Origin of the sequence: Mesorhizobium sp. M0514 (genome assembly GCF_040321145.1) — a bacterium.
In the GTDB taxonomy this organism is placed as follows: Bacteria; Pseudomonadota; Alphaproteobacteria; order Rhizobiales; family Rhizobiaceae; genus Mesorhizobium.
In genome coordinates this window covers 83484-110167 of sequence record NZ_JAMYQZ010000004.1, presented here as the reverse complement: position 1 = coordinate 110167, position 26684 = coordinate 83484, and the positions used below count along the sequence as shown (strand labels likewise).

The following is a 26684-nucleotide window of genomic DNA, read 5'->3' as shown; positions in this document are numbered from 1 at the left end:
CCAGCTAATGCGCTTCGCGCCGGTAGATCCACAGCTGCGTCGGCGGGATGTTGCGGAAGATGAAGTCGAAATGCTTGACCGTGTAATTGCCGCGGCCGGGCGGGATCGGCGACAACGGCCCATAGGTCAGCTGCACGATCGGCCGTCCAACCGGGATGCGGTCTAACAGGCTTTCAATATAGGCGATCCGCTGTGCGACCGGAAAATTGAGCAGCGGCACGCCGGAGACGACGGAATCGAAAATCATCCCGCTCTTCTCCCCAAGCGTGGCGTTGAGATTGAAGGCATCACCCTCGATGACGTTGACGCCGGGATAGAGCTGGCGCAGATGGCGCACGAAATCGGTGGAATATTCGACCGCGTAGAGGTTTTCGGGCTTAACGCCCTGGGCGAGGATTGCACGCGTGATGACGCCTGTGCCGGGGCCGACTTCAAGCACCGGCAGGCCAGACTTCGGATTGACGATGGAAGCCATCTTGCGGGCGGTGACGGAGCTTGTCGGCACGATCGAACCGACCGACTTCGGCTTGTCGATCCAGCCTTTGAAGAATTTGAGTTCGTCGTCGAACTTTTCCGCCAGCGCCTTCCGCAATCCCGGACCACGTGCCATGCAAGTTCTCCTCAACACTCCCCGAACGCTACTTAGCAGCTAACAGGTCCAAGGCAAGGCGCGATCTGGCATAAGATGTTGATGACGTTCGGGAAGCGTGGCGGCCTTGGTTTGGGTTCAGTGCTCGCCGAAGGATTCGAAAAAGTCCTTCATGCGGGCGAAAAAGCCGCTCGACTGGGGCGAATTGTCCTTCGACGACAGCTGCTCGAACTCTTCCAGCAGCTCGCGCTGGCGGCGCGACAGGTTTTGCGGCGTTTCGACCGCGGTCTGGATATAGAGGTCGCCGACATTGGGCTGACGCAGCACCGGCATGCCCTTGCCCTTGAGGCGGAACTGGCGGCCGTTCTGCGTGCCTTCGGTCACTTTCACCTTGGTCTGACTGCCGTCCAGCGTCGTCACCTCGAACGAGCCGCCAAGGGCGGCCGTCGTCATCGATATCGGCACCTTGCAGTAGAGATCGGCGCCGTCGCGCTGGAAGAATTCATGCGGCTTCACGGCCAGGAAAATATAGAGGTCGCCCGATGGGCCGCCGCGCAGGCCCGCCTCGCCCTCATTGGCAAGCCGGATGCGGGTGCCGTCCTCGATGCCGGCCGGGATATTGACCGACAGCGAGCGTTCCTCGGTGACGCGGCCCTGGCCGGCGCATTTCGGGCACGGGTCCTTGATCGTCTGGCCGCGGCCTTGGCATTGCGGGCAGGTACGCTCGATCGAGAAGAAGCCTTGCGTCGCTCGTACCTTGCCGTGGCCATGGCACATCGAGCAGGTCACCGGCTGGGTGCCGGGCTTGGCGCCTGTCCCGGAGCATTCCGTGCATGAGATCGAGGCCGGCACGCGGATTTGCGCGGTCTTGCCGGCAAACGCTTCTTCCAGCGTGATTTCCATATTGTAGCGCAAATCGGCGCCGCGTTCGCGGCCGCCCGACGAGCGGCGCTGGCGCCCGCCCATCATGTCGCCGAAAATATCTTCGAAAATGTCGGCGAAGCCGCCGGCGCCAAAACCTTGCGCGCCGCCATTCATGCCGCCCTGCTCGAAGGCGGCGTGACCGAAACGGTCATAGGCCGCGCGCTTCTGCGGGTCCTTCAGCGTTTCGTAGGCTTCGTTGATTTCCTTGAACTTGTGCTCGCAGGAGTGATCGCCGGGATTGCGGTCGGGATGGAACTGCATGGCCAGCTTGCGGAAAGCGCTCTTGAGCTCCTTCTCGTCGGCGCCCTTTTGCACGCCCAGCGTCTCGTAGAAATCAGCTTTCATCTTTTCCCGCAGTCCGGATGCTCAACGTCTTGATGCATGTTGCGTCGTTTGCCGGCACGTTGTCTCGATTTAGGAGCGGTGATGCCCGGATGCTAGGGCCGGCGCGCTTGTGCCTGTGTTTTTCAGTGACTTTTTCGGCGAGGCCCGCACTTTTTCAGCGAGGGTTGCAAAAAAGCCCGGCTTTGCGCCGGGCTTTCCGCTTTATTTGCCGTCAACCGGTCAGGCCGACTTCTTCTTCTCGTCGTTTTCGTCGATTTCCTCGAAATCGGCGTCGACCACGTCGCTATCCTTGGCCGCGTCCGCCTTGGCGTCGGCTTCCGCCGCTTCCTTCTGCGAAGCTTCGTACATGGCCTGGCCGAGCTTCATGGATGCTTCGGCAAGCGTCTGCGACTTGGCCTCGATGTCGGCGGCATCGTCGCCTTCGGCAGCAGCCTTCAGCGCCGTGATAGCCTCCGATATCGCCGTGCGCTCGGTTTCCGAAACCTTGTCGCCATATTCCTTCAGCGACTTCTCGGAGGAGTGCACCAGCGCCTCGGCCTGGTTGCGGGCCTCGACCAAAGCACGCCGCTGCTTGTCGGTCTCGGCATTGGCTTCGGCGTCCTTGACCATCTTCTCGATGTCGGCGTCCGAAAGGCCACCAGAGGCCTGGATGCGGATCTGGTGCTCCTTGCCGGTGCCCTTGTCCTTGGCCGAAACGTTGACGATGCCGTTGGCGTCGATGTCGAAAGTGACCTCGATCTGCGGCACGCCGCGCGGCGCCGGCGGAATGCCGACCAGGTCGAACTGGCCGAGCGCCTTGTTGTCGGCAGCCATTTCACGCTCGCCCTGGAAGACGCGGATGGTCACGGCCGACTGACTGTCTTCAGCGGTCGAGAACACCTGGCTCTTCTTGGTCGGGATGGTCGTGTTGCGTTCGATCAGGCGGGTGAACACGCCACCCAGCGTCTCGATGCCGAGCGACAGCGGCGTCACGTCGAGCAGCAGCACGTCCTTCACGTCGCCCTGCAGCACGCCGGCCTGGATGGCGGCGCCCAAAGCGACGACTTCATCCGGGTTGACGCCCTTGTGCGGCTCCTTGCCGAAGAACTGCTTTACGATCTCCTGGATCTTGGGCATGCGGGTCATGCCGCCGACCAGGACCACTTCGTCGATCTCGCCAGCCTTCAGCCCGGCATCCTTGAGCGCCGCCTTGCAGGGCTCGATGGTGCGCTGGACGAGATCGTCGACCAGCTGCTCGAACTTGGCGCGGGTCAGCTTCAGCGTCAGGTGCTTGGGGCCGGTCGCGTCGGCGGTGATGAAGGGCAGGTTGATTTCGGTCTGCGTCGTCGACGACAGCTCGATTTTGGCCTTTTCAGCCGCCTCCTTGAGGCGCTGCAGCGCAAGCTTGTCGTTCTTCAGGTCGATGCCCTGTTCCTTCTTGAACTCGGCCGCCAAATATTCGACGAGACGCATGTCGAAATCCTCGCCGCCGAGGAAGGTGTCACCATTGGTCGACTTCACTTCGAACACGCCGTCGCCGATTTCGAGCACCGAAATGTCGAACGTGCCGCCGCCAAGGTCATAGACGGCAATGGTCTTGCCATCCTTCTTGTCGAGGCCGTAGGCAAGTGCCGCAGCCGTCGGCTCGTTGATGATGCGCAGCACCTCAAGGCCGGCGATCTTGCCGGCGTCCTTGGTGGCCTGGCGCTGGGCGTCGTTGAAATAGGCCGGAACGGTGATGACCGCCTTCTCGACCTTCTCGCCGAGATAGGCCTCCGCCGTTTCCTTCATCTTCTGCAGGATCATGGCCGAGATCTGGCTGGGCGACTGCTTCTTGCCGCCGGCCTCGACCCAGGCATCGCCATTGTCGCCCTTGACGATCTTGTAGGGGACAAGTTTCTTGTCCTTCTCCGTCACCGGGTCGTCATAGCGGCGGCCGATCAGGCGCTTGACCGCGAAGATGGTGTTTTCAGGATTGGTGACCGCCTGGCGCTTGGCCGGCTGGCCGACGAGACGTTCGCCGTCGCCCGAGATGGCGACGATGGAAGGCGTCGTGCGCGCGCCTTCCGCATTTTCAATGACCTTGGGCTCCTTGCCATCCATGATGGCGATGCAGGAGTTGGTGGTGCCGAGATCGATACCGATTACTTTTGCCATTTTTCTAGTCTCTCCGCTAAGCAGGCTCTCAGGACCCGTAAGGCGTTCCGACGAAAGCCCCTGTTCACAAGAAATTCCGCTCCGGCAACCGGCATTCCGGCACTGGGCGGCTTGGCGCGTATATAAGAACAGGCGGCATCGGGCGCAAGCATTCTGCGCATGGCATCCACCGCGCCGCGCTTGGCGCCTTTGAACAGCCGCCCGGCGGCCCGGATGTGCTCAAACCGCGCTCAAAACCCCAGGATCTGCGCGATCCCCCGGCGAAGCGCCCAGTCAGGGCTTCGAAACCACAAGAAAACGTCACCTATGCGTGAGAGAGGCGGCTCCTGGCTGAGGAAGGCGCCTGCCCACAGCAGACACAGGCAAAAGCGTCACGCGGCCTGCGACAGCGATTTATGCGCCTCGGCCAGGATTTCGAACGAGCGCACGCGTGCCGCATGGTCGAAGATCTGCGCGGTCACCATCAGCTCGTCTGCGCCGGTGCGGCGCACGAACGCGTCTATGCCTTGCCGGACGGTTTCGGGAGAGCCGACGACGGCGCAGGACAGCGCCTGCGAAATCATGGTTTTTGCCATCGGCTCGAGCGTCTGGTCATAGCCCTCGACCGGCGGCGGCAGGCGGCCGGCCCGCCCCGTGCGCAGATTGACGAAGGCCTGCTGCAACGAGGTGAACAGCAGTTTGGCCTCTCCATCGGTCGGTGCGGCGAAAACGTTGAGGCCGAGCATGACATAGGGCTTGTCCAGCTGTTCCGAAGGCTGGAAGCGCGAACGGTAGATCTCCAGCGCATGGTCGAGTTCGGCCGGCGCGAAATGCGAGGCAAACGCATAGGGCAGGCCGAGCATGGCGGCGAGCTGCGCGCCATAGAGGCTGGAACCGAGGATCCAGACCGGCACCTTCTGGCCTTCGCCGGGCACGGCGTGGATACGCTGGCCTTCCGCGGCCGGCTGGAAATAGCCCATCAGCTCGACGACGTCCTGGGGGAAATTGTCTGACGCCTCGAGATTGCGGCGCAGCGCGCGCGCTGTTCCCATATCGGTGCCGGGCGCGCGGCCGAGGCCGAGGTCGATGCGGCCGGGGTGCAGTGCCGCCAGCGTGCCGAACTGCTCGGCAATCACCAGCGGCGCATGGTTGGGCAGCATGATGCCACCGGCGCCGACGCGGATGGTCTTGGTGCCGCCGGCGACATGGGCGATGACCACGGCGGTCGCCGCGCTGGCGATGCCCGGCATGTTGTGGTGCTCGGCCAGCCAGTAGCGCCTGTAGCCGAGCCGCTCGGCATGGCGGGCCAGGTCGAGCGAATTTGCCAGCGATTGCGAGGCGTCGCTGCCTTCGACGATCGGCGACAGGTCGAGAACGGAAAGTGCGGTCATGGGCCTCAAGCCTTTACGATGTTCAACTGCCTGACCCTGGTTTCGAAGGCGCGGTCGGGAATGACGATGTCGAGCTGGCGCCAAGCAACGGGTCCAGATTCTCGAACGGGATCGCCTGCGGATGCTGGCGATGCAGCGCGCTCAGCTTGTAGAGCGACGCATCGATCGGACCGCGATAGCCAATGCGGTCGAAATAGGAATCGAGGTCGAAGGAGGCATCGTTCATCGCAGGGTCCGGCTTGACCGGCTCGATATAGGCACTCCGCCTGAAGACAACAAATGCGAGATGATGGACGGGCGCGGCAAGCTTATGCCGCGGCCTTGCCGTTCTCTTCGGCCGCTTCCTCCTCCACCACGGCCGTCTGCTGTGCGGCGAGAAAATTGCCGACATGGCTGAGGCCATCGAAATGATCGCAGAACACTTTGACGACGACCAGCAGCGGCACCGCCATCAGCGCGCCGACAAAGCCCCAAAGCCAGGACCAGAAGGCGATGGCGATGAAGATCGCCACGGCGTTGATCTCGAGGCGTCGGCCGACAACCATCGGCGTAACGAACTGGCCTTCGACGATGTCGCACAAAAGCACGAAGCCCGGCGCCAAGAGGGCGTAGGTAATCGAGTCGAAGCTGATCATCGCAATGACGCTGACCAGCACGATGGTAATCAGCGCGCCGACATAGGGCAGGAAGTTGAGCAGCGCCGCCATCGTTCCCCAGACCAGCGGGTTGGGCATGCCGAGCGCCCACAGGCCAAGGCCGATAACCGCGCCGAGACCGGCATTGATGACGGTGACGGTGAGCAGATAATGCGAGATTTCGCGCTCGACGTCATAGACGACGCGCAAGGCCCGCTTCTTCTCGCTGAGGCTGGCGAAGGACTGGATGATCTTCTCATAGAACATCGTGCCCGACGCCAGCAGGAACAGCGACAGCACAAAGATGATGGTCAGGCTTGTCCCCGCCGACAGGACGTTGCTGGCGGCGGCCGACAGGACGCCGGACTGTGCCATCGCCACCTTCTGGATGCCCGGCTCCTGCGAGGTCTCCGTCATCTGTTCGATCTGATGCGAGATCTGCATGATCCTCTCGAGCGGACGCCGCAATTGCGCCAGCCGCTCGGTGAGTTGTTGGCCGATCGACGAGGTGTTGTTGAGAAGATCGATGACCGGGCCGCTGAGCAGATACCCGGCAACGCCGAAGAGGCAGATCGACAGCACGACCAACATTGTCGCCGAAATCACTTCCGGAATGCCGCGCTTGCGCAGGAAGCGCACGATCGGTGTCAGCGTCAGCGTCAGCAGGAAGGCGAGAATGACCGGCATGAAGAAAGCACGCGCAAAATACAGCGCGTAGATGGCCATGAACAGGAAGATCCCGATGAGCAGCGAACGCATCAGATGCGTGTCGGCACGCGCCACAACTCTCGCCTCTTCGGTCTCGGCAAGGCCAGCACCCAAAGCGGCGGGTTCGGCTTTCATGATTTTCCCTCAGCGGCGCACCGCAATTGGTGCATTCCCCTGACGGAAACGCCTCTGCAAGCCCAAGGTTCCGTTAGCCGGCAAGGCCCTCAATCCGGGCCGCCCGTCGCTCAGGCGGCTGGCGCTGCGACGGCGACGCCGGGCTTGGCGGTCTCCTTGCGCACGATCGGCGCCACCTTGGTGCCGTAGAGTTCGATCGCCTTCATGATCTTGGCGTGCGGCATGGCGCCGATCGCCATCTGCAGCAGAAAGCGGTCATTGTTGAAGATCTTGTGCTGGGCGACGATCTTTTCCGCCACCTGCTCCGGATTACCGACAAACAGCGCGCCGTTCGGACCACGCGACTGATCGAAATGCGCCCGCGAGGTCGGGCCCCAGCCGCGCTCGCGGCCGATGCGGTTCATCACTTCGGCCTGCGGGCCGTAGAAATCGTCGGCCGCCTGTTCAGTGGTCCCGGCGATGAAGCCGTGCACATTGATGCTGGTGGCAAGGCCCGAGGGGTCGGTACCGGCCCGCCTGGCGGCATCGCGATAAATGTCGAACAGCGGTGCAAACCGCGCCGGCTCACCGCCGATGATGGCCAGCGCCAGCGGCAGGCCGAGCACGCCCGCGCGCGCCGCAGATTGCGGCGTTCCACCTATTGCGATCCAGATCGGCAATTTGTCCTGCAGCGGCCGCGGATAGACGCCGCGGTCGTTGATCGGCGCGCGCAGATTGCCGGACCAGGTAACTTTGACGCTGTCGCGTATGGCCAGCAGCAAATCGAGCTTTTCGGCGAACAGCTCGTCATAATCCTCGAGATTGTAGCCGAACAGCGGGAAGGATTCGATGAACGAGCCGCGCCCGGCCATGATCTCGGCCCGGCCGCCCGACAAAAGGTCGAGCGTTGCGAACTGCTGGAAGACGCGAACCGGATCGTCGGAGGACAGCACGGTGACCGCGCTGGTCAGCTTGATGCGCTTGGTGCGTTCGGCGGCAGCGGCCAGCGCCACCACCGGCGCGGACGCGGCATAGTCGGGGCGGTGATGTTCGCCCAGACCAAAGACGTCGAGGCCAACCTGGTCAGCCAGCTCGACCTCCTCGATCAGATTGCGCAGCCGCTGATGCGGGCCGATCGCGCCGGGGCCGGGCTCCGGGCTGACGTCGGCGAAAGTGTAGAGACCGAGTTCCATGGCATGTCATCCAAATGTTCTGATTTGCCGCTAGAGGTAGCGGCGAGCCGCCCCGGCCGCCAGAGGGGCGGATAGTGAACAGTGCATGTCGGTTTCGGCCGGCTTTGTTTCAGGGAAAACGCGTCTCCCGGCTGCAACAGCCTAAACTTTCATGGCTGGCATACCGTTTTGGCGCTTGAACTCTCGGTTTTCGCGCGTATGTAAGCGTCGCGAATTGACTTCAGGGAAGTGGACTTGGCTATCTACAGGGAAAAAGACATTTTCGAGCGGCGCAATGCCGCGAACGAGGCAAAGAAGGCGCTTCTGGAGCGCTTCAAGTCGAAGCCGGCGGCTGATGATCCTGCGGTTCTGGCCAAACAGGCCGAACGCAAGGCGATTCTTGAGGCTCGCGAAATACGCGAGGCCGAAAAGGCCAGGCTGAAGCAGGAAAAGCTGGCACGCGAGGCGGTCGAGAAGGCCGAGCGCGAGGCAGCAGCCGAAGCGGCGCGTATTGCGGCCGAAGAGGCAGCGCAGGCTGAAGCGAAGATCAAGGAAGCCGAAGAAAACGAGCGCATCGCCCGTTTGCTGGCCGACGAAGCCGAACGCAAGGCCAAGCGCGACGCACGCTATGCGGCGCGCAAGCAGCGTACCGGCAGGACGCCTCCGGGCTTCTCCGCCCGCTAACGCTTCGATCGAAACGATCGGACATCAGGGTCGCCTTCCAGCGGCCCTGAATGTGTTTGTGCGTCGATTTCCTTGGTTGCTTTGCTCAGGCGGCGAGCTTCAGCCCCATAATGCCGCAGACGATGAGCGCAATGCAGGCGAGCCGGATGGCCGTCGCAGGCTCGCCCAGCAGCCAGATGCCAAGAAGCGCCGTGCCGACCGTGCCGATGCCGGTCCACACCGCATAGGCCGTCCCGACAGGCAGCGTCTTGAGCGCCAGGCCGAGCAACCCGAGGCTGATGATCATCGAGGCGACAGTGAGCACCGTCGGCAGCGGCTTCGAGAAGCCGTCGGTGTATTTGAGGCCGATCGCCCAGCCGATTTCGAACAGGCCGGCGAAAAACAGAAAAATCCACGACATCGGGATGCACTCCATTCCATGAGCATGGCGGGCCGTCCCGGCCGATTTATGGGAAGGCGCGAGGTCGTCCTCGCCGCTTCGACACAAGCGGCTGCGCCGGTGCGATCAACAAAAACACCGGCCGCATCGTTCATGCCGCCGGTGTCAAAATCTGCGCCGAAACGGTTTGTCCGGATTTCAACCGTCCAAGATCTTCCGAGGCGGGCTTACTTTTCCTTGAGCCTCATCGCCTTGACGGGCGGCGCCTTCAGCGCCGGAGCCGCGGCGGGCTTCTTGGCGTCTTTTTTCGGCTTGCGAGCTTCCTTGCCCGCCTTCATCGCACCTTTAGCCATGATTCGTTCCTCCAGTTGCTGGGAGGCCAAGTGAAACAAGAGAAACGCCGGACTGCAAGGGGGCGGGCGTTCGTCGCCGGCGCCGGCGGGCCGCTTTCAACCGGTTTCTAATTTGCTCGTAAACCATTCCGGTCCGTGCCATGGTTGCCTTCGCACTGCAGCATCGGCCATGCCTTCGCTCGGCGATGATCAGGAAGTGCGGTCAGGACGACAATGCGAATCCGCATCGGCAGCGAGATGAGTTTCGATTTTCCGCAGGAAACGCCGCTGATCGCGATGCTCAACGTCCACTACTCCAGGGCCTCCGATCTCGAGCGCCCGGATTTCCTGACCTCCAACCCGCCGGTGCCGATCCAGAGCTACCGCGACAGTTTCGGCAATTGGTGCAACCGTTTCGTCGCCCCGCCCGGTCGCTTCACCTTCGGCACCGATTCGGTAATCCGCGACCCCGGCACGTTCGAGATGGGCGACCTGATGGCCTGGCAGCACGAGGTGCGCGATCTGCCGTCGGACACATTGCTGTTCCTGTTGCCCAGCCGCTTTTGCGAGAGCGATCTGCTGGCCAGCGAAGCCTGGCGGCTGTTCGGGCATACGCCGCTCGGTATTGCCCGCGTCCAGGCGGTCTGTGACTTCGTCCACAACCATATCGTCTTCAGCTACGGCAATGCGCGGCCGACCCGCACCGCGGCGGAAGCCTATCGCGAGCAAAGCGGCGTCTGCCGTGACTTTGCCCACCTCGCCGTCACCTTTTGCCGTGCGCTAAACATCCCGACCCGCTACTGCACCGGCTACATCAGCGACATCGGCCTGCCCAAACCTTGGGCGAGCATGGATTTCGCAGCCTGGATGGAGGTCTATCTCGGTGGCCGCTGGCATGTCTTTGACCCGCGCAACAATTCGCCACGCATCGGCCGCATCCTGATCGCGTCGGGTCGCGACGCCGCCGACGTGCCGCTGACCCACATCTTCGGACCGGGCACGCTGGCTGGTTTCAAGGTGTGGACGGACGAGATCATCGAATAGGGGCGTCTTTCCCCAAGCTGGCCTTCAACCTGAACGACCAGGCGATTCGTGCGTTGTGATCCCTGTGGAGCTCGGCGGCAGGCCGTTACATTGGGCGCCTTGGAGGGACAGCATGGCAGCGCATGGCGGGTCGAAGACGGTCATCTACGCGGCGCTCGCCGGTAATTTAGCTATTGCTGTGACCAAATTCGTCGCCGCCTTCTTCACCGGCAGCTCGGCGATGCTGTCGGAAGGCGTGCACTCGCTGGTGGATACCGGCAATGGCGGGCTGCTGCTCTACGGCATGCACCGCGCCGCCCGTCCGCCGGACCGCACGCATCCGCTCGGCCATGGCCGCGAGCTGTATTTCTGGAGCTTCATTGTCGCCCTGCTCGTCTTTGCGCTCGGCGCTGGCGTGTCCTTCTATGAAGGCGTCGTCCACATCATGGCGCCTGAGCCGGTCGCCAATCCCAAAATCAACTACATCGTGCTTGGCCTTTCGATGCTGTTCGAGGGCAGCTCCTGGTACGTGGCGCTGAAGGAGTTCCGCCAGCAGAAGGGCAAGCAAGGCTGGCTGCAGGCCGTGCAATCGAGCAAGGATCCGAGCGTCTACACGATCCTGTTCGAGGACAGCGCCGCCCTGCTCGGTCTGTTCGTCGCCTTCGCCGGCATATTGGCGGCCGAACTCCTCGACATGCCCGAACTCGACGGCGTCGCCTCGATCGGCATCGCGATGATCCTCGGCGCCACCGCCATCTTTCTGGCGCGCGAAAGCAAGGGATTGCTCATCGGTGAGCCGGCCTCGCCGGAAGTGCAGGCCAAGGTGCTGGCCATCGCCCAGCAGGATCCGGCAGTGCAGCGGGCCAACGGCGTTCTCACCGTCCATCTCGGCCCGCAACAGATCGTCGCTGGGCTGAGCATCGAATTCGAGGACCATCTGACGGCGCCTGAGATCGAAGCCTGTGTCGAGCGCATCGAGGCGCTCTTAAAAAAAGAAATGCCGGAGATCACCAGACTGTTCGTCAAGCCGCAGACGACCGGAACCTGGGAGCACCGGCGCAAGCAGGTCGAGGCGGCGTCGGACTAGTTCTGGACCAGCAGTCCACCGTTGGCCCCATCGCCTGGTCCCGCTAAGATCACCCGACGGATTTCGGAGAATCAACCATGAAAATCGATGGTGGGTGCCATTGCGGCGCCATAACTTATGAAGCAGACGTCGACCCGGAAAAGACCTCTATCTGTCATTGCACCGACTGCCAGCAACTGACCGGTACCGCCTTTCGTGTCACTGTTCCCGCGCCTGAGGATCATTATAGGATCACAAAGGGCACACCGAAGGTTTATATCAAGACGGGATCGAGCGGCGCCAAGCGTGCCCAGGCGTTCTGCGGCGACTGCGGTTCGCATCTTTACGCAACGTCGGTTGGCGACGGGCCGAAGGTCTATGGGATCAGGGCGGGGACCGCGCGGCAACGCGAGGATCTCGTTCCGACCCAACAGAAATGGCACCGATCGGCCCTGCACTGGCTTCCGGATTTCGAGGGCGTAAGCATCGTAGAGGCGCAGTAGCACCTGCCTCCCGGTTAAACGCGGCCCAAACCAGCCAACAATGTGCTAGGCTAGCCATCAAACGGATGGCGGGGGATAGCAATGTCGGAAACGGACAAAGTGTTTGCCGGCTCGATTCCGGAAAACTACGACCGCTACATGGTGCCGCTGATCTTCGAGCCGTTCGCCGCGGATTTGGCACGACGGGCAGCGTCCTTGTCGCCCGGCGCCGTCCTGGAAGTCGCCGCCGGCACCGGCGTTGTCACCCGCGCATTGGCTCCAAAACTGTCTCCCGGCGTAAGCTATGTCGTGACCGACCTCAACCAGCCTATGCTCGACTACGCGGCCTCGCGACAAGCTCCCGACAGTCGTATACATTGGCGTCAGGCGGATGCTCTGGCGCTGCCGTTCGAAGATGCGGCTTTCGATCTCGTTTGCTGTCAGTTCGGCGCGATGTTCTTTCCCGACCGAGCCGCCGGCTATCGCGAAGCAAAGCGGGTCCTGAAGACCGGCGGCCATTTCCTGTTCAACGTGTGGGATCGCATCGAAGACAATGTATTCGCCAATGATGTGACGAATGCTCTTGCGGAGATTTTTCCGAACGATCCGCCCCGCTTTCTCGCCCGCACGCCGCACGGCTACAATGACATTGCATTGATCCGCGGCGAGTTGGAAGCCGCAGGTTTCTCCCGTGTGGTGATCGACACGAGGGCCGAACAAAGCCGTGCCTCCTCGCCGCGCCTTCCGGCGGTTGCCTATTGCCAGGGAACTCCGCTTCGCAACGAAATCGAGGCCAGAGGAAAACTGGAAGCCGCAACCGATCACGCCGCGTCCGTGATTGCAGCCAGACACGGCAGCGGCGAGGTTGCGGCCAAGATCCAGGCGCACGTGATCGTGGCTACGGTCTAATGCATGGCGCCCAGAAGTGTGCCGCGGTTCTGGGACAACGACATGCATCAAAACAAAGACTTTTAAAGCGCGTCGTATGAATCCGTTCAGCGCGACGCGCTTTAATCGTCGCCTTCGACGACACGTAGCCTGAGCTGCCCCGTCTTGGAATCCGCCACCCGCACCCCGGCTTCGGCCTTGGCGGGTCCGCCACCGCGCACTTCGGCTTCGCTTTCGCCAAACTCCAGCGCTTCGATCTTTTGGCCGCGCTTGGTCACCTTCGACGTCGACACCAGTATCTCGTCGATATCCTTGGCCGACTGGCCAAAATGCGTCTGCAACCGGCGCACGCGTTCGTCGACGCGCGCGACGTCTTCCATCAGCCGGATCACCTCGCCCTGGATCAGATGCGCCTGTTCGCGCATGCGGGCGTCTTTGAGGATGGCCTGGATGACCTGGATCGACAGCATCAAAAGCGACGGTGAGACGATGATGACACGCGCCCGGTGCGCCTTCTGGACCACGGCGTCGAAATTCTCGTGGATTTCGGCGAACACCGATTCCGACGGCACGAACATGAAGGCGGTGTCCTGCGTCTCGCCCTGGATCAGGTATTTTTCCGAGATATCGCGGACGTGAATTTCGATGTCGCGGCGGAAAGCCTGGGCCGCGATCTTCTGTTGTTCGGCGCCATCGGCGGCGCGGATGGCGTTCCAGGCTTCCAGCGGAAACTTGGCGTCGATGGCAAGCTGCGGCGCACCGTTCGGCATCCTGACCAGGCAGTCGGGACGGCTGCCGTTTGACAGCGTTGCCTGGAACTCGTAGGCGCCCATCGGAAGGCCGTCGGCGACGATCGCCTCCATGCGCGACTGGCCGAAGGCGCCGCGCGTCTGCTTGTTGGACAGGATCGCCTGCAATTGCACGACCTGGCCGGCCAGCGACTGGATGTTGCCTTGCGCGGTGTCGATGACCGCCAGCCGTTCCTGCAGTTTGGCGAGGCTCTCATGCGTCGATTTGGTCTGTTCGGTCATGGTTTGACCGAGCCTGCCGGTCATGGCGTCGAGGCGCTGGCCGATCGACTGGTTGAGTTCGGCCTGCCTTGCGCCGAACACGTCGGCGATGGCGCCCATGCGGCCCTGCATCTCGGCCTGGCTTTGCAAAATGCCGGCCATCCGCGCCTCGGCGTCGCGGGCGTGGTCGGCGGCTTCCGCCGCGGCGATGGTGCGCGCCTTGGCCGATCGCCACAGCGCCACGACAAGCGCCAGGAACAGGCCGAGAAACACCAGCGCGCCGAGGGTCAGTGCATGGCCGAGCGTGATCGTCGTGGCGCCAAGCCGGGCAACGGGTTCGGAAAGGATGGTGCTCAGGTCGTTCATCCCGCCAGCATAGCCGATTCGCAGACCTGGCACAGATCAAAACGTGAACGAGACCGATTCGCACCGGTTGACGCTTCTCCTGCGACGTTTTAGGTGAGGCGCCATGTCGATCAAGCCGCTCATCATCCTTCCCGATCCCATCCTGCGCCAGGTTTCCAAACCAGTCGAACGCGTCGACGCGCCTTTGCGCAAACTGGCCGACGACATGCTGGCGACGATGTATGATGCGCCGGGCATCGGCTTGGCCGCAATCCAGATCGGCGAGCCGCTGCGCATGCTGGTCATCGACCTCGCCAAGGAAGACGAGCCAACGGCGCCGCATGTGTTCATCAATCCCGAAATCCTCGAAAGCGCCGACGCCCGCTCGGTCTACGAGGAAGGCTGCCTGTCGATCCCGGACTATTACGCCGAGGTCGAGCGTCCCGCCTCGGTGCGCGTGAAATATCTCGACCGCGACGGCAAGCTGCAGGAGATCGAGGCCGAAGGCCTGATGGCGACCTGCCTGCAGCACGAGATCGACCATCTCAACGGTGTGCTGTTCATCGACCACATCTCGAAGCTGAAGCGCGACATGGTGGTCAAGAAGTTCAAGAAGCTCGCCAAGGACAAGGCGCCGGGCAAGCTGGTGGGATAGGGAAGATGCCGCTTCGCGTCATCTTCATGGGCACGCCGGAGTTTTCGGTGCCGGTGCTGCGCGCGATTGCCGAGGCCGGGCACGAGATAGCAGCCGTCTACACCCAGCCGCCGCGCGCCGCGGGCCGCCGCGGGCTGGAACTGACACCGTCGCCGGTGCAGCGCGAGGCTGAGCGGCTGGGCATCGAAGTGCGCACGCCGCTGTCGCTGAAGGGCGAGGCCGAGCAAGCTGCTTTCCAGGCGTTGCGTGCCGATGTCGCGGTCGTCGTCGCGTATGGTTTGCTGTTGCCGAAGGCTATTCTGGAGGCTCCGCGCCTCGGCTGCCTCAACGGCCACGCCTCGCTTTTGCCGCGTTGGCGTGGTGCAGCTCCCATCCAGCGCGCCATTATGGCCGGCGACGTCGAGACCGGCATGATGGTGATGCGCATGGAAGAGGGCCTGGACACCGGTCCGGTGGCACTGGTTGAAAAATGCGCCATAGAGCCCGATATGACGGCCGGCGATCTGCACGACCGCTTGATGAATATTGCTGCCACGCTGATGGTGGAAGCGCTGTCCCGATTCGAGACAAATACCCTGGCATCGACTTTGCAGGCGGCTGACGGGGTGACCTACGCCAGGAAAATCGATAAGTCGGAGACACGTGTGGACTGGACGCGCCCGGCTGCGGAGGTCCACAATCACATTCGCGGGCTGTCGCCATTCCCCGGCGCCTGGTGCGAGGCCGACATCGGCGGCCGCACGGAACGGCTGAAACTGCTTCGCTCCACGCTTTCTGAAGGTACGCTTTCTGAAAGCATGGGCGAGTCGGGAGGAATTCTCGATGACCGGCTGACGGTCGCCTGCGGGTCGGGCGCGGTCAGGCTGGTCGAAGTTCAACGGGCGGGCGGAAAGCCTGCTGCCGCGAAGGAGTTTCTGCGCGGGGCCAAGATCGAAAAAGGAATGAAGTTCTCATGAGCATGATGTCGATACGCGGCGCGACGCCGCGGGACCGCGAGGCCATACGCCTGGTCGAGGAACACGCATTCGGCCAGCAGGCGGAGGCCGGGCTGGTCGACGCTCTGGTCACCGGCGGCGACGCCGTTGTCGAACTGGTGGCGGAAGAAGACGGCCAGGTGGTCGGCCACATCCTGTTTTCCAGGCTGTTCGTCCAGAACGGCGGCAAGCAGTTCGCAGCCGTGGCGCTGGCGCCGTTGGCGGTGGAACCTTCGTTCCACGGCTCGGGCATTGGCGGTGCGCTGATCCGCGAGGCGCATATCCGCCTCAGGGATGCCGGCGAGACGCTCGCCGTTGTGTTGGGCGATCCGGCCTATTACGGCCGCTTCGGCTACAATCATGCGCGGGCCGAAGAGTTCGAGAGCGAATATCAGGGCGAAGCGCTGCAGGCGCTGGCCTGGGGTGACGCACCCGAAAAAGGCAAACTGGTCTACGCCCAGGCCTTTACCGCACTCGCCGCCTGAACGAAGGGTGTATGCCGCGTTTTCGTCTCGATATCGAATATGACGGCAGCCTCTTCGCCGGCTGGCAACACCAGGCGGATCAGCCTTCGGTGCAGCAGGCGATAGAGCAGGCGATCGAGAAATTTTGCGGTGAGGCGGTGCGGATACGCGCCGCCGGCCGCACCGACGCCGGCGTGCATGCGACCGCCCAGGTGGCGCATGTCGACCTCGCCAAGGCATGGCCAAACGACAAGGTGCGCGACGCCGTCAACGCGCACCTGCAGGCGGCCGGCGCGCGCATCGCCATCCTGCAGGCCACGGTTGTCCCCAATGAGTTCGACGCCCGTTTCTCGGCCACCGGACGGCACTATCTCTACCGCATCCTCAACCGGCGCGCGCCTGCAGCGATGGAAAAGGGCAAGGTCTGGTGGGTGCCGAAGCGGCTCGATGCGGACGCCATGCACGAAGCGGCGAAAGTCCTGCTCGGCCGACATGACTTTACCACCTTCCGCTCGACGCAATGCCAAGCCAACAGTCCGGTGCGGACGCTGGAGCGGCTCGATGTAAGCCGCCAGGGCGACCTGATCGAAGTCAGGGCCTCGGCGCGCTCTTTCCTGCACAACCAGGTGCGCTCCATGGTCGGTTCGCTGAAACGCGTCGGCGACGGCGGCTGGACCGCCGCCGACCTCAAGGCAGCGCTCGCGGCGCAAGACCGCGCCGCCTGCGGCCAGGTGGCGCCGCCCGACGGGCTTTTTCTCGTCGGTGTAGACTATCCGGAAAAGTTCTAAGCCGGAGCGGCGGTCGGCACAGTGATGCCGAGCAGCGCCACCAGGCCGAACAAGACGGCCAGAGACACCACCAACATGCCTGCGAACACGGCGCTGCCGACAGCCGCGCCCTTGCCGATCGCGGCGTTGGTCATCCGCCAGGAGAGTACCAGCGACAGCACCACCAGAACCAGCCACACCAATTCGGCAACCGGGTTGCCAGACGGCAGGAAAAGCCTGATCAGCGCTGAAGGCAGCAGCATCCAGGCAGTGATCGCCGACGCCCAGTTGCTGGCGACGACATAGTGGACGAAGCGGTCGCCGATGCCGGCGCGCGATGCGACCAGGGCAAGCACAACCAGGGGCAGCAGCCACGAGCCGAGGTCGACGGTCGCCAGGCGAATCAACATGCCCAGCCGGCCGGCGAACGCATTGGGATCGCCGATCTCGTTGGCCGTGCCGACCCAGCCGACGATCATCGCCGGCGCGGCGACGACGATGGCGAAGAAGGAATTCCAGAAGCCGTCCGCCGAAAGGTCGAGCAGCCGCAAGCCGTCGGCCTTTCCGAGCATCAGCCGCCAGGCGCCGTTAAGCGATGAAGAGGTCTCGTCAACCGAAAGCATGATCAGCCCTGCTCGAACCAGTCATCGATGAAGCGCTGGTAGATTTGGGTCAGCGTCTCGAGGTCGGCCAGTGCGACGCGCTCGTCGACCATGTGCATGGTCTTGCCGACGAGGCCGAACTCGACCACCGGGCAATAGTCCTTGATGAAACGCGCATCCGAGGTTCCGCCCGAGGTGGACAGCGCCGGCTCCTTGCCGACTGTCGCCTTGATCGACCCGCGCAGCGTCTCGATCAGCTTGTCGTCGCGCGTCAGGAAGACATGGCTCGGCCGGTCGCGCCAGATCAGCTCGTAGTCGACCGGCGTCTTGCCGGTCCGGTATTTCTTGCGCTTCGCCGCCTGGTCGAGGCGGTTATGGATCTCGGCCTGCACCGTCTCGGCAGTCCATGTGTCGTTGAAGCGGATGTTGAAGGTGGCTGTCGCCTTGGCCGGAATAACATTGGTCGCCGGGTTGCCGACATCGATCGAGGTCACTTCCAGATTGGTCGGCTGAAAATCCTTCGTGCCCTTGTCGAAGACGGGCGACAGCAAGGCGTCGACCAGGCTGATCAGGCCGCGCACCGGATTGTCGGCGAGCAATGGATAGGCGACATGGCCCTGGCGGCCGTTGACCGTGACACTGCCCGACATCGAGCCACGCCGGCCGATCTTGATCATGTCGCCGAGCGTGTCCGGATTGGTCGGCTCGCCAACGATCGCGGCGTCCCATCTCTCGCCCCTGGCCGCCGCCCAGTCGAGCAGTTTTGTCGTCCCGTTGATCGCCGGCCCCTCCTCGTCGCCGGTAATCAGCAGCGAGACCGAGCCTTTCGGACCACCCTTTTTCTCGACATGGCGCGCCACGGCGGCGATGAAACAGGCGATGCCGCCCTTCATGTCGACGGCGCCGCGGCCATACATCTCGCCCTTGGCGATCTCGGCGGCGAAGGGCGGATGCGTCCACGACGCCTCGTCGCCCGCCGGCACCACGTCGGTATGGCCGGCAAACATCAGATGCGGCCCATTGCCGGAGCGACGCGCGTAGAGGTTCTCGATGTCGGGGGTGCCGTCTTCGGAAAACACCGGGCGTTCGACGGAAAAGCCGAGCGGCTTCAGCATGCCTTCCAGGGCAGCCAGCGCGCCGCCCTCGGCGGGCGTTACGGAGGCGCAGCGTATGAGGGTCGCGAGGTTGGCGGCGGGATCGGTCGGCAGTTTCATGGGCAAACCGATAGTCGAAAGCGAAAGGCCTGTCACGGCCAGAGATGATGACCGGTCCTGCCGCCGACATTATGGTTTTCCTGTCGTATAGTGCAGGCCAACACGAGATAATCGCATGGCCAACGCCGAAAAGACCATCGTCATTGCCGGCGCCGGCAGCATCGGCTGCTATGTCGGCGGCTGCCTGGCGCTGGCCGGACGCAAGGTGGTGTTTTTGGCACGGCCAAGCATCGCGACGGTCTTGCTGGACGGCGGCCTGCGCATCACCGATCTCGATAATCGCGACCGATCCATCCGGCCGGAGTCCGTCACCACTGATCCCGCCGCTGCCCTGGCCAGTGCCGACGTGGTGCTGGTGACGGTCAAGAACGGCGCTACCGAGGAGATGGCGTCGCTTGTTGCCGGACATGCGCGCGGCGAAGTCGTGGTGGTCAGCCTCCAGAACGGCGTCGGCAATGCCGACCGGTTACGCGCCGGGCTCGGTGGACGGACTGTGCTCGCCGGCATGGTGCCGTTCAATGTCGTCCAGTCGGCCATAGGCAATTTGCCGCTTCACGTGCATCGCGCCAGCAACGGCAAGGTCATGATCGAAGATGGCGTGACCGGCCTTGCCGGCCTTCTCGAAGTCGAAGGGCTTGGCGTGGAAACCCATCCCGACATGAAAGCCGTGCAGTGGGGCAAGCTGCTGATCAACCTCAACAACGCGCTTGTCGCCTTGTCCGGCCTGCCGCTGGCGAGCGAACTTGCCGACCGCCGCTGGCGGCGGATCCTGGCCGGTCAGATCGACGAGGCCCTGGCGGCGATGAAGGCGTTACATATCGCGCCGGCACGAATCGGCGGCTTGCATCCCGTCCTGCTGCCGAAACTGCTCCGGCTGCCGGACTGGCTGTTCCGGCTGGTCGCCCGCCGCATGCTCGCCATCGACCCGCAGGCGCGTTCGTCGATGTGGGACGACCTCCAGCGTGGTCGGCCGACCGAGATCGGTGACCTGCAGGGGGCCGTCCTGAGCCTCGCCGAAAAGGCCGGCACGCCGGCGCCTCTGCTGAAGCGGGTCACCGTGCTGGTGCGGCAGGCCGAGCGGGAAAAGCGCGGCTCACCCGGGCTGACGCCGGAAACCGTCACTGGATAGTCTACTTGCCGCGAGCCTCGGGCCTTGGCCCGCAAAATAGGCGCGTAGGCCCGCCGCGTCACAGCTTTGGTGCGCGCCTCGGAGCCGGCGCTTTGCTCGCCGAGCCTGGCGCCGGCAGGGGCTGCGCAGCCGGGTGGTTCTCGATCAGCGTGATCTTCTGCCAGATCTTGCGCGACAGGTTGGACGCCAGGTTCTCGACGTCGTTGACGCCGTCGATGACCACATCGTCATTGACCGACTGCGCAAACAGCGCCGCGATCTTGCCGGTGATCGACAGCATCTCCGAGCAATAGTCGAGGTAGCGCGCCAGGTCGGCGGCATTGGTGATGCGCGCCGGCGAATGCGCGGTCGGCCTGAAATTGGCGGACAATGCTGCCGGATCCTTGGTCAGCTGGTGCATGTCGATGACATGGATCAGCGATCTCAACCCATGCAGCTGGCGAAACACCCGCTTGCGCTTGATGCGCTCCTCGGTGCGGATCAGCGCCAGCAGGCCGAGCACGGCAAGGATCATCATGTTGATCGTGGCTTCGATGCCTTGCACCGACTGCACCGCATCGTCGGCCTGCGAGATATGGATGAGCGGCAGGATGGTGCCGACGAACAGGAAGATCAGCGCGCCGGCGGCAACTGCGGCGACGATGGCGCCGCGCAGCCACCAGATCGGCGCTTCCAGCGCCTGCGCCGCCTTGGCCAGGTCGCGCGACAGCGACACCAGTTCGGCGGCGACGCCGCGCAGGCCGGCATCGGGAAAACGCTCGGCGACGCGCTCTTCCAGCCGCTCGGCGGTGTCGATGATCAGTTTCGGATCAAGCGTGCGGTAGCGCATGGCGAGATATCCGGTCGGCGCTCATGGTTCAGCCGGCGCGTTGCTGCGCTTGCCGTAGCGGTTCGGACCGGGGTCACCCCGGAAACACGCTAGAACGATGAGAAGAATGGGGCCGATGATAAGAGAGATCAACGCGTAATAAGTCGGCTTGCCGAAATCATGAAACCGCTTTGCGGTTACCGCAAAGCTCGACCATGTCGAGATCAGCAAAACGACCCAGAACACAAGTGCCCAGTTCTGGCTGGTTGCGGTGCCGGGTTCCAGTCTCGACAACTGGTAGAGCGGGAAAAACTGTGCAAGCACCAGCAGCAGCCCGGCGAGCACGTAGGCACTTGGGCTGACGCGCCCTGAGAGGCTGAAGAAAAGCCAGGGAAGTGGTGGTGTGTTGGGCAATCTGGAGCGCTCTGGTTGCTCGGACAGGATCAATCACGCAGCAGCTCGTTGATCGAGGTTTTCGACCGGGTCTTGGCATCCACACGCTTGACGATGACGGCGCAGTAGAGGCCAGGGCCCGGCTCGTTGTTCGGAAAGGCCTTGCCCGGCATCGAGCCGGCGACGACGACCGAATTCGGCGGCACCTCGCCATAAAACACTTCGCCGGTGGCGCGGTCGACGATCTTGGTCGACTGGCCGATGAACACACCCATTCCGAGCACCGAGCCTTCGCGCACGATGCAGCCCTCGACCACTTCGGAGCGCGCGCCGATGAAGCAATTGTCCTCGATGATGGTCGGGCCGGCCTGCATCGGCTCCAGCACCCCGCCGATGCCTACGCCGCCCGAGAGGTGCACATTCTTGCCGATCTGGGCGCAGGAGCCGACCGAGGCCCAGGTGTCGACCATGGTGCCGCTATCGACATAGGCGCCGACATTGACGAAGGACGGCATCAGCACCGCGCCCGGCGCGACATAAGCCGAGCGGCGCACGATCGAAGACGGCACGGCGCGGAAGCCTGCCTTCTCGAAATCGACCGCGCTCCAGCCGTCGAACTTCGACGCCACCTTGTCCCACCAGACCGCCTGGCCGGGGCCGCCCTTGATGATCTCCATCGGATAGAGCCGGAACGAGAGCAGCACCGCCTTCTTCAGCCATTGGTTGACATGCCATTTGCCATCGGGCTGGCGCTCGGCAACGCGCACGGTGCCACGGTCGAGCAGGTCGAGTGAGGACTGGATGGCGTCGCGCGTTTCGCCCCGTGTCGCGGTCGAAATCGTGTCGCGCTCCTCGAAGGCCTTCTCGATCGTCTTTTCGAGGCTGGCCAGATCAGGCTTCGACATGAATTCGCTCCGTTACCACGCTGTTAAGGCCGTCGGCCTTAACCTTGTTTTGAAAGTCGCGCGGACCCTATGTTAAGGCGTATTGGGGGTCAATCGCGCGTGCGCCATGGGACGGCGCAAGTGAACTGTTGGGACGGGTAGAAAGCATATGACTCCTATGGAAAAGGCGGGATGGACGCCGCTGCCGCATTCGGACGAGGATCTGGAGCGCTCGAAAAGCGTTCCCGACACGCCGCAGACGCGCGCCGAAACCTACCGGCTGGCCTGGAACGATCCCGACTTCATGACGCGCCGGGAATTGCGCGCTGTGCGCTTGCAGCTTGAGCTCTTGAAGCCCGAAATGATCCTGGCCGAGCGCGGCATCCGCTCGACGGTCATCCTGTTCGGCGGCGCGCGTATTCCCGAGCCCGGCGGCGAGGCCTGGGCCGCCAAGAACGAGACGCAGAAGAAAAACCTCGAGGAAAACAGCAAATACTACGAGGAGGCGCGCAAATTCGCCCGCCTCTGCTCACAGCAATCGGCCACGTCCTACTACCGCGAATTCGTCGTCGTCACCGGTGGCGGCCCAGGCGTGATGGAGGCGGGAAATCGCGGCGCCGACGATGTCGGCGCGCCGTCGATCGGCCTCAACATCGTCCTGCCACACGAGCAGGCGCCGAACGCCTATGTGACCCCGGAGCTGTGCTTCAACTTCCACTATTTCGCCATCCGCAAGATGCATTTCGTCATGCGCGCCAAGGCCGTCGCGGTGTTTCCGGGCGGCTTCGGTACCATGGACGAATTCTTCGAGACGCTGACGCTGATCCAGACCGGCCGCATGGAGCGCGTGCCGGTGATCCTGTTCGGCAAGGCGTTCTGGCAGCGCGCGATCGACCTCGATTTCCTGGCCGAACAAGGCACCATCACGCCCGGCGACCAGGATATCATCGACTTTGTCGACACCGCCGACGAGGCCTGGGGGATCATCAGCCGCTTCTACAAGTTGGGGGAGTAGGGGAACCGGGAATTGAAGAACTGAAGAATTGAGGAAAAGGAGGTCCGGATCGGTCTCCTTTCACCAGTTCATCAATTCTTCAGCTCCTCAATTCCTCTACCCCTCCACTATCCCCGTCAGAAACGTCGCGAGATCGTCGGTGACGAAATCGACGTCGTCCTCATTGGCCGGATCGCGTTCCCAGATCTCGGCAAAGGTCGGCTCGAAATTGCGCGGCACCACCAGCACCGTGGTCATGCCCAGTGATTTCGGCACCTCGAGGTTGCGGGCGAGATCCTCGAACATCACCGCATTGTGTCCGGTGACGGCGTGCAGTTCGGCAAACTTCTCATAGGTCTGCCGCGACGGCTTCGGCGTCAGCCCGGCGGCGACGATATCGAAAATGTCGTCGAAATGGTCGAGTATGCCGAGCTGGCGCGCGGTGCGCTCGGCGTGCCTGCGGTCGCCATTGGTGAAGATGAACTTGCGGCCGGGCAGCTGGCGGATGGCGGTGCCCAGCACCGGATCCGGCACCAGCCACGAATAGTCGATGTCGTGCACCTTTTCGAGAAAATCGTCGGGGTCGATGCCGTGGCGCGTCATCAGCCCGTTCAGCGTCGTGCCATATTCGAGATAGAGTTCCTTCTGCAGCTTGCGCGCTTCCTCGCGCGGCAGCGTGAGCAGTTCTCCGACATAGGCCGTCATCTTGACGTCGATCTGCGAAAACAGATTCGAATGGTGCGGATAAAGCGTGTTGTCGAGGTCGAACACCCAGTCGGTGACATGGGCGAAGCGGGCGGGATCGGGCAGCGTGGTCATGGCGTCCTTATGGCATGAAATATCTGCCGTTCGAACCCCTTTCTGATGTAGAGCTTATCCACAACCTATGTGCATCTAGAGTTGTAAAAATGGGCTCACCATTCAAATTTTAGCCATCACGGAAAGGTGGCCTTCAGGGCTTGCTGGCACAGAGACGGTTCAGTGGGAGCCAGCGATGAGTCGCATAGTCTTAAAGTCCGCCGCGGTCGCATTCGGCTCGGTAGCCATCTCGCTTTTGCTGACGCTGATCATCGTTCCCGCCATGGGTTTTCCGGTCGACCGCACTGTCTGGCTGACATCGACGGTGTGCCCGCTAGCGCTCGCCTGGATCGCCTGCGCCAGCACCTTCTGGCAGAGCGACCGACTGAAAAACGCGCATCGCGATCTCGCCCGCGCGCATGCCCAGCTCGCCGCCGCGCATCGGCGCCTGTCGGCGAAGGCGAGCCGCGACGACATGACCGGCATGCTCAACCGCGAGAGCTTCTTTGCCGCGCTCGACGGTTCACGACGCAAATCCGATCGCGGCGCGCTGCTGATCATCGACGCCGACCATTTCAAGGCGATCAACGACAATTTCGGCCATCTGACCGGCGATGATGCGCTGCTATTGATCGCCAGCGCCATCGAGCGCGGCGTCCGCAGCGGCGACGTGCTCGGCCGCATTGGCGGTGAGGAGTTCGGCGCCTTCCTGGTCGGCGCTACGGAAGCCGAAGCCAGGCGCGTGGCCGAGCGCATCCGCCGTGAAGTCGAGCTGGTCCGTTTTCGTCCGGTCGACGAACGCACGGTGCCGCTGACCGTCTCGATCGGCGGCATCACCTGTGCGCAAGATGCCGATGTCTCGGACCTGATGCGCGCCGCCGACCGCCGGCTCTACGAGGCCAAGCACCGCGGCCGCAATTTGTCGATCCTCGACCGGGACATTTCCGAAGCTGCCTAGGTGTTGGTGGTGGGGCTGTTAACGGTTCGCCAACATTGTTTCCACGCAACTGCGCCGTTTACCGGGTTGTAACTCGTTTACAGGCAAGGCTTGGCACGGGAATGGCATGTCTGGCCGGTACCTGTGCCGTTCAGGGAACGCCATGCGTGGATCGAAGCCCCATCCAGAGACGTGTCATGAGTTTCTTCATCAGGAAAATATCGCGCCGCACCATCGTGCAGGCGCTGATTGCGATGCCGGCGCTACAGCTTTTTCGCAAGCTGCCTGACGGCGACCGCCCCCCGGCCGATCCCGGCGAGATCGTCGTGGTCAATGGCTGGATCCTTAAGCGGAGCGACCTGGCATGATCTTCGACAGCTATGAGGCGTTTCGAGCCTCGGATTTCAAGCCAAACGTCTGCATTCTCGGCTCCGGGCCGGCCGGCACCACCATTGCCAGAAAGCTTGGCGCCGCCGGCATTCCGGTCGTGGTGCTGGAGGCCGGCGCACGCGAATTCAGCGACGAGTCGCAGGATTTCTACCGCGGCTCCACGGTCGGCGATCAATATTTCGATCTCGACATCACCCGGCTGCGCTTCATGGGCGGGTCGTCGAACCACTGGGCCGGCTGGTGCCGCGTGCTCGACAAGCAGGACTTTGAGCCCAAGGCATGGGCGCCGGACACCGGCTGGCCAATCGCCCGGACCGACATCGAGCCCTATCTGCCCGAGGTGCACGACATACTCGAGCTTCCCGACTTCAAGCCCGATGTGCCGATTTCAGACGACATACGCTGGGTGCAGCTGATCAAGAGCCCGGCCGTGCGCTTTGGCGAGAAATTCTCCGACGAGCTCGACAAGAGCAAAAACATAGCGCTCGTGCTCAACACCTATGCCACCGAACTTGCCGGGGACGGCAAACGAGTGACCGGCGCCAGGCTGTGGTCGAACGGCAAGGATGCCGGCGCTTTCAGCGCCGATTATTTCATCGTCTGCGCCGGCGGGCTGGAGAATTCGCGGCTGCTTCTATGGTCGAACCAGCGCTCGAATGGCGGCGTGGTGCCGAACGCCACGGCACTTGGCCGCTACTGGATGGAGCACCCGACCTTCGAGGGCGGCAATGCCATCCTGGCCGATTACAGCGAGTTCGAGGTCGATGCCGTCAACGAGGCGTTCTTCTCGCCGACGCTCGCCGCCATGGAGCGGCTGCAGATCATGAATTTCGGCATACGCCTGATCGAGACGCCCTATGCCGGCGTCAAGAGCCTGATTGCCGACCTTGCCTGCACCGCGCCCGAGGCCGCCGAATGGGTCGCCTACCAGCTCAGCCAGAACCTGCGCTGCGCCGCCCAGCTCTACGTCGCCTGGGAACAGGCGCCGCTGGCCTCGAACCATATCGAATTGTCGAAGACCGATGTCGACCGTGCCGGCGTGCCGCGCATCGAGCTGCACTGGAAGAAGTCGCCGTTGGAGCGCCGCACCATCCTCGAGGGGCTCAAGTTGTTCGGAACGACGCTGATCGAGAAGGACCTCGGCCGCGTCCGCATCATGGACTGGCTGACCAATGGCGAGGACTACCCGACGGATGAGGAACTGGCCGGCCACCACCACATGGGCGGCACGCGCATGGGCACCGATGTCGTCAAGAGCGTGGTCGACGCCAACTGCAAGGTGCACGGCATGGACAATCTCTATGTCGGTGGTTCCTCGGTATTCTGCACCTCTGGCGAATGCAATCCAACGACGACGATCACAGCGCTTGCCTGCCGGCTAGGCGACCATCTGACCAAAGTAATCACGGTGTGACGAAGTCATCCACGGTGTGACGAAGTCATTACCGTCTGATTGTAAAAAAGCGAACGGCG

The 26684-nt window shown here is 63.1% G+C and carries 30 protein-coding genes; 14 read left to right on the top strand and 16 right to left on the bottom strand.

The window, feature by feature from the left end:
• Nucleotides 1–4 precede the first annotated feature (4 nt).
• The 7 genes from pmtA to NKI61_RS03170 form a co-directional block, all read right to left on the bottom strand.
• Nucleotides 5–610, bottom strand: coding sequence for a phospholipid N-methyltransferase PmtA (pmtA, locus tag NKI61_RS03200; protein WP_023725310.1), 606 nt, complete (start codon nucleotides 608–610; stop codon nucleotides 5–7).
• A 117-nt stretch (nucleotides 611–727) separates the two neighbouring features.
• Nucleotides 728–1858: a molecular chaperone DnaJ gene (dnaJ, locus tag NKI61_RS03195; protein ID WP_023681322.1), complete on the bottom strand. Its 1131-nt coding sequence runs from the start codon at nucleotides 1856–1858 to the stop codon at nucleotides 728–730.
• A gap of 219 nt (nucleotides 1859–2077) precedes the next feature.
• Nucleotides 2078–3994, bottom strand: a complete 1917-nt coding sequence (dnaK, locus tag NKI61_RS03190; RefSeq protein WP_023673200.1) for a molecular chaperone DnaK — start codon at nucleotides 3992–3994, stop codon at nucleotides 2078–2080.
• A 371-nt stretch (nucleotides 3995–4365) separates the two neighbouring features.
• Nucleotides 4366–5364 carry an LLM class flavin-dependent oxidoreductase gene (locus NKI61_RS03185; protein ID WP_023673201.1) on the bottom strand — a complete coding sequence of 333 codons (999 nt, stop codon included), beginning with the start codon at nucleotides 5362–5364 and terminating at the stop codon, nucleotides 4366–4368.
• Between the two features lie 22 nt (nucleotides 5365–5386).
• Nucleotides 5387–5590: a hypothetical protein gene (locus NKI61_RS03180; protein ID WP_352838827.1), complete on the bottom strand. Its 204-nt coding sequence runs from the start codon at nucleotides 5588–5590 to the stop codon at nucleotides 5387–5389.
• An 82-nt stretch (nucleotides 5591–5672) separates the two neighbouring features.
• The gene (locus tag NKI61_RS03175) at nucleotides 5673–6842 is read right to left on the bottom strand and encodes an AI-2E family transporter (RefSeq protein WP_352838826.1); all 1170 of its coding nucleotides are present in this window, start codon (nucleotides 6840–6842) and stop codon (nucleotides 5673–5675) included.
• 110 nt (nucleotides 6843–6952) lie between these two features.
• A complete protein-coding gene (locus tag NKI61_RS03170; RefSeq protein WP_023739793.1) occupies nucleotides 6953–8014 on the bottom strand; it encodes an LLM class flavin-dependent oxidoreductase in 1062 nt (353 codons plus the stop codon).
• A 234-nt stretch (nucleotides 8015–8248) separates the two neighbouring features.
• Here NKI61_RS03170 and NKI61_RS03165 point away from each other — a divergent pair, with 234 nt between their 5' ends.
• Nucleotides 8249–8677, top strand: coding sequence for a DUF6481 family protein (locus NKI61_RS03165; protein WP_023673205.1), 429 nt, complete (start codon nucleotides 8249–8251; stop codon nucleotides 8675–8677).
• Between the two features lie 85 nt (nucleotides 8678–8762).
• Here the strand turns inward: NKI61_RS03165 and sugE are convergent, their stop codons facing one another.
• Nucleotides 8763–9077 (bottom strand): quaternary ammonium compound efflux SMR transporter SugE, encoded by a 315-nt coding sequence (gene sugE, locus NKI61_RS03160; protein WP_023681326.1) that lies wholly within the window; start codon nucleotides 9075–9077, stop codon nucleotides 8763–8765.
• 206 nt (nucleotides 9078–9283) lie between these two features.
• Nucleotides 9284–9409 carry a hypothetical protein gene (locus NKI61_RS03155; RefSeq protein WP_006200611.1) on the bottom strand — a complete coding sequence of 42 codons (126 nt, stop codon included), beginning with the start codon at nucleotides 9407–9409 and terminating at the stop codon, nucleotides 9284–9286.
• A gap of 213 nt (nucleotides 9410–9622) precedes the next feature.
• Between NKI61_RS03155 and NKI61_RS03150 the strand changes: the two genes are divergently transcribed.
• From NKI61_RS03150 to NKI61_RS03135, 4 genes are all read left to right on the top strand, one after another.
• Nucleotides 9623–10432, top strand: coding sequence for a transglutaminase-like domain-containing protein (locus NKI61_RS03150; RefSeq protein ID WP_023687480.1), 810 nt, complete (start codon nucleotides 9623–9625; stop codon nucleotides 10430–10432).
• 112 nt (nucleotides 10433–10544) lie between these two features.
• Complete coding sequence (locus NKI61_RS03145; protein ID WP_023701969.1) at nucleotides 10545–11498, top strand: cation diffusion facilitator family transporter; 954 nt, start codon at nucleotides 10545–10547, stop codon at nucleotides 11496–11498.
• Between the two features lie 77 nt (nucleotides 11499–11575).
• Entirely contained in the window at nucleotides 11576–11980 is a 405-nt protein-coding gene (locus tag NKI61_RS03140; protein WP_023692994.1) for a GFA family protein, read from the top strand.
• An 81-nt stretch (nucleotides 11981–12061) separates the two neighbouring features.
• Nucleotides 12062–12868, top strand: coding sequence for a class I SAM-dependent methyltransferase (locus tag NKI61_RS03135; protein WP_352520661.1), 807 nt, complete (start codon nucleotides 12062–12064; stop codon nucleotides 12866–12868).
• Nucleotides 12869–12969: 101 nt separating this feature from the next.
• Here NKI61_RS03135 and NKI61_RS03130 read toward each other — a convergent pair whose 3' ends face one another.
• Nucleotides 12970–14223, bottom strand: a complete 1254-nt coding sequence (locus tag NKI61_RS03130; RefSeq protein ID WP_023828842.1) for a DNA recombination protein RmuC — start codon at nucleotides 14221–14223, stop codon at nucleotides 12970–12972.
• A 103-nt stretch (nucleotides 14224–14326) separates the two neighbouring features.
• On the opposite strand from NKI61_RS03130, the gene def reads away from it, so the two are divergent.
• Genes def through truA form a run of 4 tightly spaced genes read left to right on the top strand, consistent with a single transcriptional unit; the run spans nucleotide 14327 to nucleotide 17083 of the window.
• Entirely contained in the window at nucleotides 14327–14857 is a 531-nt protein-coding gene (gene def / locus NKI61_RS03125; RefSeq protein ID WP_352838825.1) for a peptide deformylase, read from the top strand.
• 5 nt (nucleotides 14858–14862) lie between these two features.
• Complete coding sequence (gene fmt, locus NKI61_RS03120; protein WP_023819253.1) at nucleotides 14863–15813, top strand: methionyl-tRNA formyltransferase; 951 nt, start codon at nucleotides 14863–14865, stop codon at nucleotides 15811–15813.
• Nucleotides 15810–16316, top strand: coding sequence for a GNAT family N-acetyltransferase (locus tag NKI61_RS03115; protein ID WP_023819252.1), 507 nt, complete (start codon nucleotides 15810–15812; stop codon nucleotides 16314–16316). The genes fmt and NKI61_RS03115 overlap by 4 nt, the downstream gene beginning before the upstream one ends.
• Before the next feature lie 11 nt (nucleotides 16317–16327).
• Nucleotides 16328–17083 (top strand): tRNA pseudouridine(38-40) synthase TruA, encoded by a 756-nt coding sequence (gene truA / locus NKI61_RS03110; RefSeq protein ID WP_023681338.1) that lies wholly within the window; start codon nucleotides 16328–16330, stop codon nucleotides 17081–17083.
• On the opposite strand, the gene NKI61_RS03105 is transcribed toward truA, so the two are convergent.
• Together NKI61_RS03105 and dapE are read right to left on the bottom strand one after the other, a co-directional pair.
• Entirely contained in the window at nucleotides 17080–17685 is a 606-nt protein-coding gene (locus tag NKI61_RS03105; protein WP_023673217.1) for a hypothetical protein, read from the bottom strand. The two genes, truA and NKI61_RS03105, sit on opposite strands and share 4 nt — an antisense overlap.
• A 2-nt stretch (nucleotides 17686–17687) precedes the next feature.
• Nucleotides 17688–18878, bottom strand: a complete 1191-nt coding sequence (gene dapE, locus NKI61_RS03100; protein WP_023673218.1) for a succinyl-diaminopimelate desuccinylase — start codon at nucleotides 18876–18878, stop codon at nucleotides 17688–17690.
• 115 nt (nucleotides 18879–18993) lie between these two features.
• Here dapE and NKI61_RS03095 point away from each other — a divergent pair, with 115 nt between their 5' ends.
• A complete protein-coding gene (locus NKI61_RS03095) occupies nucleotides 18994–20007 on the top strand; it encodes a 2-dehydropantoate 2-reductase (RefSeq protein ID WP_352838824.1) in 1014 nt (337 codons plus the stop codon).
• A gap of 58 nt (nucleotides 20008–20065) precedes the next feature.
• Here the strand turns inward: NKI61_RS03095 and NKI61_RS03090 are convergent, their stop codons facing one another.
• From NKI61_RS03090 to dapD, 3 genes are read right to left on the bottom strand one after another with little or no spacing between them, the layout of a single operon-like run.
• Nucleotides 20066–20836 (bottom strand): hypothetical protein, encoded by a 771-nt coding sequence (locus NKI61_RS03090; protein ID WP_023732758.1) that lies wholly within the window; start codon nucleotides 20834–20836, stop codon nucleotides 20066–20068.
• Nucleotides 20837–20857: 21 nt separating this feature from the next.
• Nucleotides 20858–21262 carry a DUF805 domain-containing protein gene (locus NKI61_RS03085; protein ID WP_081725464.1) on the bottom strand — a complete coding sequence of 135 codons (405 nt, stop codon included), beginning with the start codon at nucleotides 21260–21262 and terminating at the stop codon, nucleotides 20858–20860.
• Complete coding sequence (gene dapD / locus NKI61_RS03080; RefSeq protein ID WP_023696035.1) at nucleotides 21259–22113, bottom strand: 2,3,4,5-tetrahydropyridine-2,6-dicarboxylate N-succinyltransferase; 855 nt, start codon at nucleotides 22111–22113, stop codon at nucleotides 21259–21261. Before dapD ends, NKI61_RS03085 begins: the two co-directional genes overlap by 4 nt.
• 148 nt (nucleotides 22114–22261) lie before the next feature.
• Here dapD and NKI61_RS03075 point away from each other — a divergent pair, with 148 nt between their 5' ends.
• A complete protein-coding gene (locus NKI61_RS03075; RefSeq protein ID WP_023681343.1) occupies nucleotides 22262–23107 on the top strand; it encodes an LOG family protein in 846 nt (281 codons plus the stop codon).
• Between the two features lie 96 nt (nucleotides 23108–23203).
• Here NKI61_RS03075 and NKI61_RS03070 read toward each other — a convergent pair whose 3' ends face one another.
• Nucleotides 23204–23905, bottom strand: coding sequence for a pyrimidine 5'-nucleotidase (locus tag NKI61_RS03070; protein WP_352652494.1), 702 nt, complete (start codon nucleotides 23903–23905; stop codon nucleotides 23204–23206).
• 175 nt (nucleotides 23906–24080) lie between these two features.
• Here NKI61_RS03070 and NKI61_RS03065 point away from each other — a divergent pair, with 175 nt between their 5' ends.
• The 3 genes from NKI61_RS03065 (at nucleotide 24081) to NKI61_RS03055 (ending at nucleotide 26625) form a co-directional block, all read left to right on the top strand.
• Nucleotides 24081–24842, top strand: coding sequence for a GGDEF domain-containing protein (locus tag NKI61_RS03065; protein WP_352838823.1), 762 nt, complete (start codon nucleotides 24081–24083; stop codon nucleotides 24840–24842).
• A 176-nt stretch (nucleotides 24843–25018) separates the two neighbouring features.
• On the top strand, nucleotides 25019–25189 hold the full coding sequence (locus NKI61_RS03060) for a hypothetical protein (protein WP_352838822.1): 171 nt from the start codon (nucleotides 25019–25021) through the stop codon (nucleotides 25187–25189).
• On the top strand, nucleotides 25186–26625 hold the full coding sequence (locus NKI61_RS03055; RefSeq protein ID WP_352838821.1) for a GMC oxidoreductase: 1440 nt from the start codon (nucleotides 25186–25188) through the stop codon (nucleotides 26623–26625). Before NKI61_RS03060 ends, NKI61_RS03055 begins: the two co-directional genes overlap by 4 nt.
• The last annotated feature ends 59 nt before the right edge of the window (nucleotides 26626–26684 follow it).

Coding starts and splice junctions, on each gene's coding strand:
- NKI61_RS03180 (WP_352838827.1), bottom strand. CDS start 5,590: ATGAACGATGCCTCCTTCGACCTCGATTCCTATTTCGACCGCATTGGC.
- dnaK (WP_023673200.1), bottom strand. CDS start 3,994: ATGGCAAAAGTAATCGGTATCGATCTCGGCACCACCAACTCCTGCATC.
- NKI61_RS03130 (WP_023828842.1), bottom strand. CDS start 14,223: ATGAACGACCTGAGCACCATCCTTTCCGAACCCGTTGCCCGGCTTGGC.
- NKI61_RS03150 (WP_023687480.1), top strand. CDS start 9,623: ATGCGAATCCGCATCGGCAGCGAGATGAGTTTCGATTTTCCGCAGGAA.
- NKI61_RS03105 (WP_023673217.1), bottom strand. CDS start 17,685: ATGCTTTCGGTTGACGAGACCTCTTCATCGCTTAACGGCGCCTGGCGG.
- NKI61_RS03065 (WP_352838823.1), top strand. CDS start 24,081: ATGAGTCGCATAGTCTTAAAGTCCGCCGCGGTCGCATTCGGCTCGGTA.
- NKI61_RS03145 (WP_023701969.1), top strand. CDS start 10,545: ATGGCAGCGCATGGCGGGTCGAAGACGGTCATCTACGCGGCGCTCGCC.
- NKI61_RS03060 (WP_352838822.1), top strand. CDS start 25,019: ATGAGTTTCTTCATCAGGAAAATATCGCGCCGCACCATCGTGCAGGCG.
- def (WP_352838825.1), top strand. CDS start 14,327: ATGTCGATCAAGCCGCTCATCATCCTTCCCGATCCCATCCTGCGCCAG.
- NKI61_RS03055 (WP_352838821.1), top strand. CDS start 25,186: ATGATCTTCGACAGCTATGAGGCGTTTCGAGCCTCGGATTTCAAGCCA.
- fmt (WP_023819253.1), top strand. CDS start 14,863: ATGCCGCTTCGCGTCATCTTCATGGGCACGCCGGAGTTTTCGGTGCCG.
- NKI61_RS03170 (WP_023739793.1), bottom strand. CDS start 8,014: ATGGAACTCGGTCTCTACACTTTCGCCGACGTCAGCCCGGAGCCCGGC.
- NKI61_RS03140 (WP_023692994.1), top strand. CDS start 11,576: ATGAAAATCGATGGTGGGTGCCATTGCGGCGCCATAACTTATGAAGCA.
- pmtA (WP_023725310.1), bottom strand. CDS start 610: ATGGCACGTGGTCCGGGATTGCGGAAGGCGCTGGCGGAAAAGTTCGAC.
- dapE (WP_023673218.1), bottom strand. CDS start 18,878: ATGAAACTGCCGACCGATCCCGCCGCCAACCTCGCGACCCTCATACGC.
- NKI61_RS03135 (WP_352520661.1), top strand. CDS start 12,062: ATGTCGGAAACGGACAAAGTGTTTGCCGGCTCGATTCCGGAAAACTAC.
- NKI61_RS03185 (WP_023673201.1), bottom strand. CDS start 5,364: ATGACCGCACTTTCCGTTCTCGACCTGTCGCCGATCGTCGAAGGCAGC.
- NKI61_RS03095 (WP_352838824.1), top strand. CDS start 18,994: ATGGCCAACGCCGAAAAGACCATCGTCATTGCCGGCGCCGGCAGCATC.
- sugE (WP_023681326.1), bottom strand. CDS start 9,077: ATGTCGTGGATTTTTCTGTTTTTCGCCGGCCTGTTCGAAATCGGCTGG.
- NKI61_RS03155 (WP_006200611.1), bottom strand. CDS start 9,409: ATGGCTAAAGGTGCGATGAAGGCGGGCAAGGAAGCTCGCAAGCCGAAA.
- NKI61_RS03115 (WP_023819252.1), top strand. CDS start 15,810: ATGAGCATGATGTCGATACGCGGCGCGACGCCGCGGGACCGCGAGGCC.
- truA (WP_023681338.1), top strand. CDS start 16,328: ATGCCGCGTTTTCGTCTCGATATCGAATATGACGGCAGCCTCTTCGCC.
- dnaJ (WP_023681322.1), bottom strand. CDS start 1,858: ATGAAAGCTGATTTCTACGAGACGCTGGGCGTGCAAAAGGGCGCCGAC.
- dapD (WP_023696035.1), bottom strand. CDS start 22,113: ATGTCGAAGCCTGATCTGGCCAGCCTCGAAAAGACGATCGAGAAGGCC.
- NKI61_RS03075 (WP_023681343.1), top strand. CDS start 22,262: ATGACTCCTATGGAAAAGGCGGGATGGACGCCGCTGCCGCATTCGGAC.
- NKI61_RS03090 (WP_023732758.1), bottom strand. CDS start 20,836: ATGCGCTACCGCACGCTTGATCCGAAACTGATCATCGACACCGCCGAG.
- NKI61_RS03070 (WP_352652494.1), bottom strand. CDS start 23,905: ATGACCACGCTGCCCGATCCCGCCCGCTTCGCCCATGTCACCGACTGG.
- NKI61_RS03175 (WP_352838826.1), bottom strand. CDS start 6,842: ATGAAAGCCGAACCCGCCGCTTTGGGTGCTGGCCTTGCCGAGACCGAA.